At 71.6% G+C, this 13,815-nt stretch carries 11 protein-coding genes and 1 pseudogene; 9 read left to right on the forward strand and 3 right to left on the reverse strand.

What is annotated here, in order from left to right:
* Nucleotides 1-80 precede the first annotated feature (80 nt).
* A pseudogene (locus ACFQRI_RS01065) lies at nucleotides 81-1,293 on the reverse strand (ROK family protein).
* 158 nt (nucleotides 1,294-1,451) lie between these two features.
* Between ACFQRI_RS01065 and ACFQRI_RS01070 the strand changes: the two are divergent.
* Genes ACFQRI_RS01070 through ACFQRI_RS01080 form a run of 3 tightly spaced genes read left to right on the forward strand, consistent with a single transcriptional unit; the run spans nucleotide 1,452 to nucleotide 4,315 of the window.
* Nucleotides 1,452-2,579, forward strand: coding sequence for a Gfo/Idh/MocA family protein (locus tag ACFQRI_RS01070; protein WP_380663079.1), 1,128 nt, complete (start codon nucleotides 1,452-1,454; stop codon nucleotides 2,577-2,579).
* Nucleotides 2,580-2,581: 2 nt separating this feature from the next.
* Nucleotides 2,582-3,502, forward strand: coding sequence for a sugar phosphate isomerase/epimerase family protein (locus tag ACFQRI_RS01075; protein ID WP_380663081.1), 921 nt, complete (start codon nucleotides 2,582-2,584; stop codon nucleotides 3,500-3,502).
* Nucleotides 3,503-3,544: 42 nt separating this feature from the next.
* Nucleotides 3,545-4,315, forward strand: a complete 771-nt coding sequence (locus ACFQRI_RS01080) for a sugar phosphate isomerase/epimerase family protein (protein WP_380663084.1) — start codon at nucleotides 3,545-3,547, stop codon at nucleotides 4,313-4,315.
* 62 nt (nucleotides 4,316-4,377) lie between these two features.
* Here the strand turns inward: ACFQRI_RS01080 and ACFQRI_RS01085 are convergent, their stop codons facing one another.
* The gene (locus ACFQRI_RS01085) at nucleotides 4,378-5,175 is read right to left on the reverse strand and encodes an NAD-dependent epimerase/dehydratase family protein (RefSeq protein ID WP_380664552.1); all 798 of its coding nucleotides are present in this window, start codon (nucleotides 5,173-5,175) and stop codon (nucleotides 4,378-4,380) included.
* A gap of 269 nt (nucleotides 5,176-5,444) precedes the next feature.
* On the opposite strand from ACFQRI_RS01085, the gene ACFQRI_RS01090 reads away from it, so the two are divergent.
* The 6 genes from ACFQRI_RS01090 (at nucleotide 5,445) to ACFQRI_RS01115 (ending at nucleotide 12,393) form a co-directional block, all read left to right on the forward strand.
* Nucleotides 5,445-6,938: a sodium:solute symporter family protein gene (locus tag ACFQRI_RS01090; protein WP_380664555.1), complete on the forward strand. Its 1,494-nt coding sequence runs from the start codon at nucleotides 5,445-5,447 to the stop codon at nucleotides 6,936-6,938.
* Nucleotides 6,935-8,074, forward strand: a complete 1,140-nt coding sequence (locus tag ACFQRI_RS01095; RefSeq protein ID WP_380663087.1) for a hypothetical protein — start codon at nucleotides 6,935-6,937, stop codon at nucleotides 8,072-8,074. Before ACFQRI_RS01090 ends, ACFQRI_RS01095 begins: the two co-directional genes overlap by 4 nt.
* 500 nt (nucleotides 8,075-8,574) lie before the next feature.
* A complete protein-coding gene (locus tag ACFQRI_RS01100; RefSeq protein ID WP_380663090.1) occupies nucleotides 8,575-10,977 on the forward strand; it encodes a nitrate- and nitrite sensing domain-containing protein in 2,403 nt (800 codons plus the stop codon).
* Nucleotides 10,978-11,013: 36 nt separating this feature from the next.
* A complete protein-coding gene (locus ACFQRI_RS01105) occupies nucleotides 11,014-11,430 on the forward strand; it encodes a roadblock/LC7 domain-containing protein (protein ID WP_344137175.1) in 417 nt (138 codons plus the stop codon).
* A gap of 2 nt (nucleotides 11,431-11,432) precedes the next feature.
* A complete protein-coding gene (locus tag ACFQRI_RS01110; protein ID WP_380663094.1) occupies nucleotides 11,433-11,792 on the forward strand; it encodes a DUF742 domain-containing protein in 360 nt (119 codons plus the stop codon).
* Entirely contained in the window at nucleotides 11,773-12,393 is a 621-nt protein-coding gene (locus ACFQRI_RS01115; RefSeq protein ID WP_380663097.1) for a GTP-binding protein, read from the forward strand. The genes ACFQRI_RS01110 and ACFQRI_RS01115 overlap by 20 nt, the downstream gene beginning before the upstream one ends.
* A gap of 37 nt (nucleotides 12,394-12,430) precedes the next feature.
* On the opposite strand, the gene ACFQRI_RS01120 is transcribed toward ACFQRI_RS01115, so the two are convergent.
* Nucleotides 12,431-13,807: a tryptophanase gene (locus ACFQRI_RS01120; RefSeq protein ID WP_380663100.1), complete on the reverse strand. Its 1,377-nt coding sequence runs from the start codon at nucleotides 13,805-13,807 to the stop codon at nucleotides 12,431-12,433.
* Nucleotides 13,808-13,815: the final 8 nt, after the last annotated feature.

Consider the following 13,815-nt stretch of genomic DNA (forward strand, 5'->3'; position numbering starts at 1 on the left):
GACGCCGGGAGGCACCCGGGCACCGGCCGAAGCAGCGGCGTGAGACGTCTCCCATGACTACTGCCCCGCACCTCCCGGTGTCAAGACAGGTCCTCCATCAGGTCGCGAATCCCGTTCGGGCACAGCACGTTCTCGATGCCGGTCACCACCGCCCCGGCCACCCCCGCCGAGCGGCCGAGCGCGCTGTTGGCCAGCGACAGGTGCCGGGTGGCCAACGGGAGAGCCCGCCGGTAGACCACGCTGCGGATGCCCGCGAGCACGTCGTCGCCGACCGCGGTGATCAGCCCGCCGAGCACGATGCGCTTCGGGTTGTAGAAGTGCACCAGCATCGCGACGACCTCCCCGATGGTCGCCGCGGCGGTGCGCACGTGCCGGATCGCCGTCGCGCAGCAGCTGGGCCAGCTCGTCGGTGTCCTTCGGTCCGCCGTCCACGGTGCGCAGCGCGCGGATGATCGCATCGGCCGAGGCCACCGCCTCCACGCAGCCGACGTTGCCGCACTGGCAGACCACGTCGTCGGCACCGGGCACCCGGATGTGCCCGATGTCGCCGGCCGCCCCGTCGGAGCCGCGGTGCAGCTCGCCGGTCGCCGAGACGAGCCCGCCGCCGATGCCGGTGCCGATCTTGAGGAACAGCAGCGGGGATTCGTCCGCGTCGAGCGCGCGGGCCTCGCCGAGGGCCATCAGGTTCACGTCGTTGTCCACCGAGGCGACGCAGGAGAACCGGGCGGCCAGCGCCTCGCCCACCGGGAAGCCGTCCCAGCCGGGCATGATCGGTGGGCGCACCGGCACGCCCATGCGCGAGTCCACCGGTCCCGGCAGGCCCGCGACCAGCGCCTTGACCTCGTCCTCGGCGACCTCGGCGGTGGTCAGCAGCTCGCGCAGCGCGTCGGTGAGCACGTCCAGCGACTTCTCGGGGCCCACCGAGATGTCCAGCTCCAACTGCTGCTCGGCCAGCACGCTCTGCCCCAGATCGGCGACCGCCAAGCGGGTGGTGTGCGCGCCGACGTCGGCGGCCAGCACCACGCCCGCGCGGGGGGCGATGGTCAGCCGGTGCGCGGGGCGCCCGCGGCCACCACCGCCGATCGGGCCGCGTTCGACCACGACGCCGGCCGTGATCAGCGCGTCCAGGTGGCTGTTGACCGTGGAGCGGGCCAGCCCGGTGGCCCGGACCAGATCGACCCGGTTCTCGGCCGCGCCGGAGGCGATCAGCCGGGCCAAGCCGCTGTGCACGAGGTTGCCATCGGCGCGGCCGGACGTGCGCGGCACCGCCAATCGGACCGGATCCCAGGCCATCGACGATCCCTCCCGCGCGATTCGAACCCCATTTATGACCGAAAAGAAAATAAATCACAGATCTTGCCGACGTAAAACCCGGGCCCTAGCTTTGTCCTCGACCGAATTCGGGCGTGAGACACCCGTCGTTGTCGGAACCGATCAGAAGGAGGCCCCGCGTGAGCCCAGGCAAGACCGGGCGCGGCGTGGCGATCCTGGGAGCCGGGATGATCGCCGAGGTGCACCGCCGCGCCGCGATCCTCGCCGGAGCCGAGGTCGTCGGAGTGCTGGCTTCGTCATCCGAGCGTTCCCGCGCGGTCGCCGAGGCGTGGGGGACCGCCGCGTACTCCGACCTCGACGAGGTGCTGGCGGACGAGCGCGCGGACGTGGTGCACATCTGCACGCCCAACGCCACGCACGCGCCGTTCGCCGAAGCGGCCCTGCGCGCCGGGAAGCACGTCGTCTGCGAGAAGCCGCTGGGGATCGACCTGCAGGAGGCCGAGCGGATGGCCGCCGCGGCCGCCGAGAGCGGTGCGGTGGCCACGGTCCCGTTCGTCTACCGCTACCACCCGATCGTCCGCGAGATCCGGGATCGCCGCATCGCGGGCGAGTTCGGCCCGTTCAACCTGCTGCACGGCAGCTACCTGCAGGACTGGATGCTCGACCCGGACGCCTCCAGCTGGCGCGTCGACCCCGAGCTCGGCGGTACCTCGCGCGCCTTCGCCGACATCGGCTCGCACTGGTGCGACCTGGTGCAGTGGGTCTCGGGGGAGGACTTCGCCGACGTGCTCGCGCAGCTGTCCATCGCCGTCCCGACCCGCCCGGCCGGGTCCGCGCGGTCGTTCGCCGGCCCTGCCGCCGGTGGCGAGCGCGCCGAGGTGCGCACCGAGGACTCCGCGGTGCTGCTGCTGCGCACGTCGACGGGCGTGCTGGGAACGGCGACGATCTCGCAGGTCGCCGCCGGTCGCAAGAACCGGCTGTGGTTCGAGCTCGACGGTGCGCTCGGCAGCGCCGTGTTCGATCAGGAGAATCCCGAAACCGCCTGGCTGGGCGGCACCGAGGTCAACCGCACCCTGGTGCGCGACCTCGGGACCGGATCGCCCGAGCAGCAGCGGCTCTCCGCGCTGCCCGCGGGGCACGCGCAGGGGTACGCGCAGTGCTTCGAGGCGTTCGTGGCCGACACCTACGCCGCCATCGACGGCGGCGACCCCGTCGGCCTGCCCACGTTCTCCGACGGGCTGCGCTCGGCGCGCATCGTCGACGCGGTCCTGCGCTCCGCCCGCAACGGCTCCTGGACGAAGGTGTGATCATGCAGCTGGGAATGCTCACCGCGTGTCTTCCGCAGTGGTCCCTGGAACGGGTGGCGGCGTGGGCCGCCGACGCGGGCTACGAGGCGCTGGAGGTCGCCTGCTGGCCCAGCACCGGCGGGCGCGACTTCGAGGCGGCGCACCTGCCGGTCGCCAGCTTCGGGCAGCGCGAGGCCGACCGGACCCGCGAGCTGTTCGACGAGCACGGCCTCGGCCTGTCGGCCTTGGCCTACTACGAGAACAACCTGCACCCGGATCCCGAGCGCCGCGAGGAGATCCGCACCCACCTCAAGCGCTCCATCGACGCCGCGCAGCTGCTCGGCGTGCCCTGCGTGGGCACCTTCATCGGCCGGGACCCGACGAGGTCGGTGGCCGACAACCTCGCCGAGGGCGAGCGGGTGCTGCCCGAGCTGGTGGACTACGCGGGCGAGCGCGGGATCAAGCTGATCATCGAGAACTGCGTCATGGAGGGCTGGCACCCCGACGGGTACCCGGGGAACCTGGCCTACTCGCCGGAGCTGTGGGAGTGGATGTTCTCCCTGGGCTTCTACCTCAACTGGGATCCGTCGCACCTGACCTGGATCGGCATCGACCCGGTGGAGACGATCGCGCCCTACGCCGACCGGATCGTGCACGCCCAGGCCAAGGACGTCGAGCTGGATCCGCGCGAGCGCAACCGCTACGGCTTCTTCGGCAAGGTGGGCAAGGGCGACGACCCGTGGGACATGGGCTGGTGGCGCTACCGCGTCCCGGGCCGGGGTCAGGTCAACTGGCCGAAGGTGGTGGACCGGCTCTACGAGCACGGTTTCACCGGGACGCTGTCGGTCGAGCACGAGGACCCGATCTGGGGCGGTGACGACGAGCGCATCACCCAGGGCCTGAAGATCGCCCACGGAACCCTGCGCCCGCTGATCGTCGGGTGACCTCGCCGAACATCTCGACCTCCGAGGAGTGCTGCCGTGCCGGTGCTTTCCGTTCAGCTCTACAGCGTTCGCGATCTGCTGTCCGCGGATCAGCCGGGCACCCTGGCCCGGTTGGCCGAGATCGGTTACCGCCACGTCGAGCCGTTCGGGCTCGGCGCGCTGCACGAGTCCCACGACGAGCGACTGGTGCGCGCCCGCCGGTTGCGGCGCGATCTGGACGCCGCAGGCCTCGGGGTCTCGGCGGTGCACGCCGCGTTGCCGGATGCCGAGCAGCTGGCCGAGGAGTGCGAGATCGTCGGCGCGGACACCGCGTTCGTCCCGCACCCGCGCCAGGTCCCGGGATTCGACGCGGAGACCTTCGACGACCCGGGTCGGCTCGACGCCTTCGCCGATGCGATCGGCGCGGCGGTGGAGGCGGTCGATCTGCGGCTGGGCTACCACAACCACTGGTTCGAGTGGGCGGTGCTGCCGGACGGGACCACCGCCTTCGACCGGTTCTGGTCCCGCGCGCACCGCGACCTGCTCGCCGAGCTCGACGTGTACTGGGCGGTGGCGGCCGGGGCGGATCCGGGGCGGGAGCTGGCCGAGCTGGGATCGCGCGCGGTCTCGGTGCACCTCAAGGACGGCCCGGCCGAGGTCGGCGCCGCCCAGGTGCCCCTCGGGTCCGGCGAGCTGGACATCCCCTCGGTCCTGCGGGAGGTCTCCGAGGTTCCCTGGCACGTGGCGGAGATCGACACCACCGAGCACGATCCCTTCGCGCTGCTCCAGCACAACGCCTCGGTGCTGACCGGCAGCGGGACGAAGGCGAGTTGAACCGAGCCCGTCCGGGCGGGTGATCCGCGGCTGACCGGGGAATCGCCCGCCCGGGGACCTGGTCAGTTCGGCTCGCCCAGCGGTGCGATGGTGAAGGGGCCGCCCAGGTGCTCGTGGTCCGGTCCCGCGGTGACCTCGCCGGCGAACTTCTCCGCGTCGTCCTGCGGCTGGTAGCCGATCGCGCGCGCTTCGTCGAGCGAGACCACCCGGCGCGTGTTGTCCGAAACGCCCCACACCACGCGGTATCCGGGCGAGGGGCAGGAAAGGCAGGCCTCGAACAGGCGGGCGCAGTCGTCGGGGGAGAGCCACAAGCCCAGCCCGCGCTCGTCGTCGACCCGCTCGAAGCACGAGCCGATGCGCACGCAGATCACGTCCATGCCGGACCGGGAGTGGTACAGGCTGCCCAGCGCCTCCATCGCCGCCTTGCTCACCCCGTAGTGGGTGTCCGGCCGGGGTGCGGAATCCGCCGGCAGGCCCGCATCGCCGGCCTCGTCGACGCGCCGGAAGCCCGCAGCGTGGTTGCTGGAGGCCAGCACCACCCGCGGCACGCCCGCGCGCCGCGCGGCCTCCAGCACCGTGCGCGTGCCGTCGACGTTGAGCGAGAGCGTTTCGGGCCAGGTGTTCTCCCTGCTGTGGCCGCCGAGGTGCACCACCGCGTCGACGTCGGCGCAGGCGCGCAGCATCGCGTCGGGATCGGTGACCGATCCTTCGACGATTTCGACCGATTCCCCGTTCTCGGCGGGCGGCACGCTCTTGACGTCGAGCATTCGGAGTGTTCGTCCCGGCCGATTCATCCGCGGGCGCATCAGAGTTCCGATGCCGCCCGCCGCGCCGGTGATCAGGATGCGTTCTGGCAACAGTTTCCCCTTCGTCGCAGGAAGTTCCACGATTCGATCGGGCACCGCGGCGCCGGTTGACACGTGATCGACGCCATACTAGCGTCCGCTCCGGAACTTTTCGAAACGTTTTAACGCACGTACCACGGTTGTTCCGAACGCTCGGTCCGCCTCGCGGCGGGCCGCGGACGCAAGCATCACCACGAAACTTTCCGGCGCGTTCGGCCGGAGCGACGATTCCGCAGCGGCGGGGGCTTTCGAGTTTCAGACATCCGATGTCGAAGGGGTGGCGGGTGCACGCGCTGGACTGGGCCATGGTGGTCGTCTACTTCGGTCTGATGGTGGGAATCGGTTGGTGGTCCCACCGCCGGGTCAAGAACGACAAGGACTTCTTCATCGCGGGCGGCCGGATGCCCTGGTGGCTGGCCGGCATCTCGCACCACATGTCCGGCTACAGCGCGGTGCTGTTCGTGGCCTACGCGGGGGTGGCCTACAGCCAGGGAATCACCGTCTACTTCTGGGGATTCGCCTCGATCGGCATCGGCGTGGCCATCGGCGCCTGGCTGTTCGCCGCGCGCTGGAACCAGCTCCGCGAGAAGTTCGGCGTCGCCTCGCCGCTGGAGTTCCTGGCCCACCGCTTCAACGTCCCCACGCAGCAAGCGCTGGCCTGGAGCGGGGCTTCGCTGAAGGTCTTCGACGTGGCCTCGAAGTGGTTCGCGGTGTCCATCCTGCTGCAGTCCTACGCCGGGGTGCCGATCCTGTGGGGCATCACCATCACCGGCGGCGTCACGCTGATCTACTGCACGGCGGGCGGGCTGTGGGCGGACGCGCTGACCGACATGGGCCAGTTCATCGTGCAGGCGCTGGCGGGCATCGTGATGATCTGGGTGGTGCTGGCCAACCTCGGCGGCATCTCCGGGCTGTGGACCATGTGGGGCCAGCTGCCCGCCGGGCACACCTCGCCGGTCACCAGCGAGTACACCACCGTCTTCCTGCTGGTCTACGTGCTGGTCAAGACCCTGGAGTACAACGGCGGCATGTGGAACCTGGCGCAGCGCTACATGGCCTCGCCGAGCTCCTACGCCGCCCGCCGCGGAGCCCTGCTCTCGGCCGCTCTCTACCTGATCTGGCCGCTGGTGCTGATGTTCCCGATGTTCGCCGCGCCGCTGTTCGTGCCGAACCTCGACGACCCGACCACCGCCTACGCGGCGATGAGCGCCGAGCTGCTGCCCGCCGGGATGATCGGCCTGGTGCTGGCCGGGATGTTCTCGCACACCATGGCCATGGTCGCCTCGGACGCCAACGCCATCTCCGCGGTGATCACCCGCGACATGCTGCCGGTGATGTGGCGCCGCGCTCGCGAGTTCGGCGAGCGCCAGCGGTTGCGGGCCGGGCGCATCGCGACCTTCGGGTTCATCGCGCTGAGCATGATCGTGGCCACCCAGGCGCAGAACCTCGGCGGCGTGCTGTCAATCGTCGTGTCCTGGGTCGCCGCGCTGATGGGGCCGATCTCGGTGCCGCTGCTGCTGGGGATGCTGCCGTGGTTCCGACGCTCGGGATCGCGCGCGGCGCTGATCTCCTGGGCGGGTGGCCTGGCGACGTACGCGGTGCTCTACTACGGGCTCGACGCCAGCGAGACCGCCACCGTGGCCAGCCCGATCCTGGTGTCGCTGGCGCTGTTCATCGGTCTGGGAGCGGTCGCCTCGGAACGCACGCCGGAGGTGGACGGGATGCTCGACGAGCTCGACGGCGCGGCCAAGCGGCCCAGCGCGGCGGCGTCGCGATGAGCGCTCGCGTCACCGGCTACGCCTACCCCTGGGACGTCGAGGGCGACTTCGCCGAGCGGGCCGCCGAGCTCGGCGTCGACGAGGTCGCCGTCGCGGTGGCCTACCACAGCGCGCGGGCGGCCACCCCGAACTCGGCGCGGCGCAGCTCGGTGCTGGCCGAGCACGCGGCTCTGTACCGCCCGATCGGCACCGGGTGGGGCCGGTTGCGCCCGCCGAGCCCGAGCTGGGTCGACGGCTCCGACAGGGCGGGCGAGGCCGTCGCGGCGCTGGGACGGGCCGGCGTCCCGGCCGCGGCGTGGATCGTGCTCACGCACAACTCGCTGCTCGGCGGGAAGTTCCCGGACGTCGCGGTGCGCAACTGCTTCGACGAGACCTACCCGTGGGCGCTGTGCCCGGCGCGCGCGGAGGTGCGCGAGTACGCCGCGCGACTGACCCGGGCCAGCCTGCGCGGTCTCGAGGTGCGCTCGGTGGTGCTGGAGGCCTGCGGGCAGCTCGGCGCGGTCCACCAGCACCAGCACGAGAAGACCGACGCGGTGTGGTCGCCCGCGGTCGCGCGCCTGCTGTCGGTGTGCTGCTGCCCGGCCTGCGCCGAGGGCTGGGCGGCGCGCGGGGCCGACCCGCAGGAGGTGCGCGGGAGGCTGCGCGCGCGGGTGCGCGAGCTCATCGGCACCGGTGACCTGACCGCCGTCGACGACGACCTGGAGCCGGCGCTGCGCGAGGTGCTGCTGGCCGCTCGGCAGGAGAGCGCCGACCGGCTGCGCCGGGAGGTCCTCGCCGCTGCCGGGCCCGGCAGGCGCGTCGTGCTGCACGGCAGCACCGATGCGTGGGCGACCGGTGCTCTGCCGGGGTTGACCCCGCACGCGGTCGGCGAGGTCGACGCGGTGGTGCTCCCGTGCTGGCAGGCCACCGGCTCGGACGAAGTCGCCCGCGCCGCAGCGGACTTCCCGGGCGAAACCGGCATCGGCGCCTACGTCACCGCGGTGGGGCCGCAGGCCGGCGACGTCGCTGGTCACGTCCGCCGGCTGGTCTCGCGCGGTGCGGCTGAGCTGCACCTCTACCACCTCGGCTTGGCCGGTCCTGCTCGTCGGCCCGCGCTGCGGGCGGCAGCGGGCGCGGCGCGCGCCAGCGGCGGCTGAGCCCGAATCCACAGTAGACGCCATCGGCCGAACGGCCGCTGCTGCGCGTCCGGTCGGAGCAACGCCGCGGTGGACCTGTGGCGACCGGGAAAATTCACCGCCGCGCGAAGTCGTCGGGCGTCGCGGGACGTGATCTCGGGTGCTGGCGGGCGCGTGCGCTGCGCCTCCTCCGCCGGTGCGCGAAAGACCGCTCCTCGGGCGCGGTTTGGGAACGCGAGCTCCGACCGCGAGGGAGGTGGCCGGAGCACGGCCAGGCGCGGTCGGGCGAAGATCATCCGATACAGTGCCTTCGGTATCCAGGGGGCGTGCGTTCCGGTTTCCGGGGTGTTCCCGCGGGGTCGGCGTCGCGGATCGGAGTTGCCGCGAGCACCCCTGGGACCAGGACGATCCGGCGCGGCGAGCTCGAGGTGCGGGATCGCGCGCCGGCAGCGCAAGGCTCGTGCGCGCGCGGTTCACACCGGCTGGCCCGGGCGACGACCACCGATGGAAAGAAACCGGAAGTGACGAACCAAGACGACTCCTTAGACCCCCCTGGCCGGAGGCGCGAGCGCGGCGCGAAGCGGGCCGCTGACACCTCGATCCGGTCGCGGCTCACCTGGGCGGTGTTCGTCCCGTGGGTGGTCGTCGCCGTGCTGTGGGCCGTGGGCTGTTCGCTGTTCGCCTTCAACGCCCTGTTCTCGCAGCAGGTCGCCTCGGGCGTGCAGTCGATGTCGCTGCCCGCGGTCAACGCGCTCGACCAGGTGCAGCGCGAACGGCTGCGCAGCCTGGAGGTGATCGGCCAGCCGAACCTGAGCACCGATGCGCTGGTGTCCCAGCAGCGGGCCACCGACCGGGCGCTCGCCGAGCTGGCCACCAGGTCCAAGCCGGCCATGGAGAGCGCCCCGGACGACCTGCAGGCGCCGATGAACGAGCTCAACGGCTACTTCAAGCGGCTGCCCGACCTGCGCGAGCGCATCGCGGGCGGTCAGGCCACGGTCGACGAGCTCAACTCGTTCTACAACGACCTGTTCGACACCGCGACCAGGGTCTTCGACGTGCAGTCGCGCATCACGCCGGACCCCGAGGCGGTGAAGGGCGCGCGAGCGGCCGTGGCGCTGTTCCAGGCCCAGGACATGCTCGCCCGCGAGGCTTCGATGGTCGGCACCGCGCTGACCACCGGTGAGCTGAGCGAGGAGGAGCACCGTGAGCTCGTCGGCTACATCGCGGGCCGGGATGCGCTGCTGGAGTCCAGCAAGAGCTCGTTGCTGCCCGGCGTCGCCCGGCAGCACCAGCGGATGACCTCGTCGGCGGATTGGGAGCGGCTGCGCGGCGTCGAGGACCAGATCGTCGAGCACGGTGCCTTCTCCGGCGGGGACGCCCCGCCGTTGCAGGTCGACGAGTGGCGGCAGGTCACCAACCAGGTCGGCACCCAGATGTCGGGCATGGTGCGCGGGCAGGCCGGCCAGGTCGCGGGCGACGCCCTGGACCGCGCCAACCAGACGCTGTGGGCGGTCCTCATCGGGGGTGTGGTCGCGCTGGTCGTGGCCATCGCCTCGTTCGTCTTCGCCCGCCGGGTCTACAAGTCGGTCGTCGACGACGCGCTGCTGACCAGGCTGCGCGGACTGCGCACCGAGTCGCTGACGATGGCCGAGAAGCTGCCGGACGTGGTGCGGCGGTTGCGCGGCGGGGAGACCGTCGACGTCGAGGCCGAGATCATCGACATGCGCGACTACGGCTCCGACGAGGTCGGCGAGGTCGCCCACGCGATCCAGCTGTTCCAGCAGGAGGCCGTGCAGGCCGCGGCGGGGGAGACCCGGGCCCGGCAGGGCGCCCGCGTGGTCTTCGTCGGCATGGCTCACCGCATCCAGCGGTTGCTGCGCGGCATGCACTCCACGATCGACCAGCTGGAGCGCGACGAGGAGAGCTCCCAGCAGCTGTCCCGGTTGTTCGACCTGGACAACTCGACCACCCGTGCCCGGCGGACGGTGGAGAACCTGCTGGTGCTCGGCGACCAGCAGCCCGGTCGCCGGTGGAGCCGCCCGGTTCCGCTGATGGACGTGCTGCGCTCCTCGGTCTCGGAGATCGACCAGTACTCCCGCGTGGTCATCGGCCACGTCCCGGACGTGACGGTGCACGGTGCCGCGGTCGGCGACACCATCCACCTCATCTCCGAGCTCATCGACAACGCCACCGCGTTCTCACCGCCCAGCACGCGCGTGCACGTGGGCGCCGCCGAGGTCGCGCGCGGCATCGCCATCGAGATCTCCGACCAGGGCCTGGGCATGGACTGCGACGTCCGCGAGCGGGCCAACGAGATGATGAGCAACCCGCCCGAGTTCGACCGGCTGGTGCTGGAGAGCAACAAGGCCGAGCAGCTCGGCCTGTTCACCGCAGCCCGGCTGGCGGGGCGCCGCGACATCGGCGTCGAGTTCGGCGTGTCGGCCTACGGCGGCACGCGCGCGACCGTGCTGCTGCCCAACGGCATCCTGGAAGCCGGGACCGGGGAGAGCTCGGACAACACCGGCACCATCCGGATCTCCACCAACGAGGACCAGGAACCGACCGAGCCCGCCGTGCCCCGGCCGCGCGAGCTGCCCCGCAGCGCCGCGCCGGCGCAACCCGCCGAGGCGGGCGGGGCGGAGGCCTCCGTGAACTGGCCCGCGGACGAACCGGCTCCCGCTGCCGAACCGCAGCGGGAGGAACCGGCGAGCGAGCAGCCGGCGCCGGAGCCCGCGCCCGAGACCGGCGAGGACGGGCGGCCGAAGCTGCCCAAGCGGGTTCCCCAGACGCACCTGGTCGACGGGCTCAAGGACGACCCCGACCAGGAGGAGCAGCAGGTGGTTGCTGCCCCGAGCAAGTTGGCCGGCTTCCGCCGGGCATTCCGCGGTGGTTTCGGCGACGACGAGACCACCGGTCGCTCGTGAGCAGACCAGTCGACGAGGCAAGTGTGTGAGGTGGGCATGACCGAAACGGCGTCGAAACTGAGTTGGTTGCTGGATGACTTCGTGCAGGGCGTGCACGGCGCGGATCACGCGGTGGTGCTGTCCAACGACGGACTGGTCATCGCCCGGTCCCAGGGGCTCGACCGCGACCACGCGGACAAGCTGGCCGCTGCGGCGTCGAGCATGCGCAGCATCGGCAAGGGCGTGAGCAAGGACTTCGGCCGCGGCCAGGTCGCGCAGACCCACGTCGAGATGGAGCACGGGTTCCTGTTCGTCTCGGCCGCGGGCAGCGGGGCGTGCCTGGCGGTGCTCTCGTCCGCCGACACCGACATCGAGCTGGTCGCCTACGAGATGGGCCGGCTGATCACCCGGGTCGGCTCGTTCCTGTCGGCCGCTCCGCGCGAGCTGCACGGGATGGCGGCGGAGAGGACCTGACGGTGGACGAGGCGTGGTACGACGATGAAGCGGGACCGATCGTCCGGCCGTACACGATCACGCGCGGACGAACTCCGGGACAGCAAGCGCGGATCGACTCCGCCGCGCAGGTGCTGACCGTGGAACCGAGGCCGGAGACGCCGAGACTGGAGATGACGCCGGAGCATTCCAAGATCCTGGATGCCTGCCGTCGTCCGGTCTCACCGGCCGAGTTGGCCGTTCTGCTGAGCCAGCCGGTGGGCGTGGTGCGGGTGCTGATCAGCGATCTGCTCGACCACGGCGCCGTCATCGTGCGCTCGCCTCGTGCGGAAGTCAGCCGAGAAATCTTGGAGCAGGTATACCGTGGGCTTTCCAGACTCTGAAGTCGTCGAGCCGGCACCGGCCGGCCCGACCAGCGGCGGCGACAACGCCGCACCGATCCCCGTCAAGCTGATCGTCGCGGGCGGGTTCGGCGTCGGCAAGACGACGATGGTCGGCGCGGTCAGCGAGATCAACCCGCTGACCACCGAAGAGGAGATGACCGTCGCCAGCGAGGGCGTCGACGACGTCTCCGGCGTCGAGCGCAAGGAGACCACCACGGTCGCGCTCGACTTCGGGCGCATCACGATCTCCGACGAGGTCGTGCTGTACATGTTCGGCGCGCCGGGCCAGAACCGGTTCTGGCCGCTGTGGAACGACCTGGCGCTGGGCGCGGTCGGTGCCGTGGTGCTGGTCGACACGCGCAAGCTGCAGGAGGCGTTCGCCTCGGTGGACTTCTTCGAGCGGCGCGGGATCCCCTTCGTGGTGGCGGTCAACATCTTCGACGACGCCTACCACTACGAGCCCGAGGAGGTCCGCGAAGCGCTGGTGGTCCCGCCGGAGGTCCCGGTGGTCATCTGCGATGCGCGCGATCGGGGGCTGTGCAAGAACGCGCTGGTCACGCTGGTCAAGCACGCGATCGACCGGACACCGGCCGAGGTGTGAGCGAGGGCGGGGCACCCGGGGTGCCCCGCCCTCGGTCTCAGCGGTCGACCGGCTCGGTGCGGCAGCGGAAGTGCCGCAGCACCTTCGGCGCGTGCGTGATCCGGTAGCCGGGCACGGCCTCGGGGTTCTTGGCGATGTCGGCCAGGATCTCGCCGACGTACTCCAGGTGGCTGTGGTCGTAGACCCGGCGCGGCAAGGCCAGCCGGATCAGTTCGAACGGCGCGGGCCCCACCAGCTCGTTGCCCTCGCCGAGCTCGCCCAGGTACAGCGAGCCCAGCTCGGCCGCGCGGATGCCGCCCTCCCGGTAGAGGGCGCAGGCCAGCGCGTGACCGGGGAACTGGGCCGGGCCCAGGTGCGGCAGCAGCCGACCCGCGTTGAGGTAGATCGCGTGCAACCCGGCGGGCCGCACCGCGTCCACCCCGGCCTGGTGCGCGCGCTCGGCGAGGTAGGCGGCCTCGTTCTCCCGATCGGCCAGGTAGTTCGGGTCCACCACCTCGCGCAACCCCACGGCCAGCTGTTCCAGGGTGTGCCCGGTCAGCCCGCCGTAGGTGCGGAAGCCCTCGGTGGCGATGATGTCCACCTCGCACCGATCGGCCAGATCGGCGTCGCGCACCGCGATGAACGCGCCCTCGGGCGAGAGCCCGTCCTTCTTCAGGCTGGCCACGGCGCCGTCGGCGAGCTCGAAGGCCTTGCGCGCCACCTCGGCCGGCGTCCAGTCCTGGTAGCCGGCCTCGCGGCGGGTGACCAGCCATGCGTTCTCGGCGAACCGCGCGGCGTCCAGGATCAGCGGCACTCCGTGCGCCCGCGCGACCTCGCTGACCGCTTCGAGGTTGGCCATCGACACCGGTTGGCCGCCGAAGCCGTTGTTGGTGATGGTGAGCAGGATCTGCCCGACCCGTTGGCGCTCCGGGCCGGACAGGATCCGCTCCACCTCGGCCACGTCGATGTTGCCCTTGAACGGGAAGTCCGAGTCGAGGTCCGCCGCCTCCGGGCACGGCAGGTCGCGGGCCTCGGCCCCGCGCAGCTCCACGTTGGCCCTGGTGGTGTCGAAGTGGGTGTTGCTCAGGCTCAGCCTGCCCTCGCCGAGCAGCGCGGAGAACAGCACGCGCTCGGCCGCGCGCCCCTGGTGCACCGGCAGCACGTGCTCGAAGGGCACGATCTCGCGCACCGCGTCGCGGTAGCGGTAGAACGACTCGGCACCCGCGTAGCGCTCGTCGGCCCGCTGCGCCCAGGCCTGCTGGTCGATGGAGACCGCCCCGGTTCCGGAGTCCGAGAGCAGGTCGATGCTCACCTTGTCGGCTGGCAGGTTGAACGGGTTGTGCCCGGCCAGATCCATCTCCCGCAGCCGCTCGGCGCGGGTGGTGATCGGGATCGGTCGAACGACCGCGGAAACGAAGGGCCGTAGGTGCGGCATTCGGTGAC

Origin of the sequence: Saccharopolyspora griseoalba (genome assembly GCF_042665275.1) — a bacterium.
Taxonomy (GTDB): Bacteria; Actinomycetota; Actinomycetes; order Mycobacteriales; family Pseudonocardiaceae; genus Saccharopolyspora; species Saccharopolyspora griseoalba.

Bases quoted from the DNA above. Each gene is read 5' to 3' on its own strand.
- ACFQRI_RS01095 (WP_380663087.1), top strand. From the start codon at position 6,935: ATGAGCGCTCGCGTCACCGGCTACGCCTACCCCTGGGACGTCGAGGGC.
- ACFQRI_RS01075 (WP_380663081.1), top strand. From the start codon at position 2,582: ATGCAGCTGGGAATGCTCACCGCGTGTCTTCCGCAGTGGTCCCTGGAA.
- ACFQRI_RS01120 (WP_380663100.1), bottom strand. From the start codon at position 13,807: ATGCCGCACCTACGGCCCTTCGTTTCCGCGGTCGTTCGACCGATCCCG.
- ACFQRI_RS01105 (WP_344137175.1), top strand. From the start codon at position 11,014: ATGACCGAAACGGCGTCGAAACTGAGTTGGTTGCTGGATGACTTCGTG.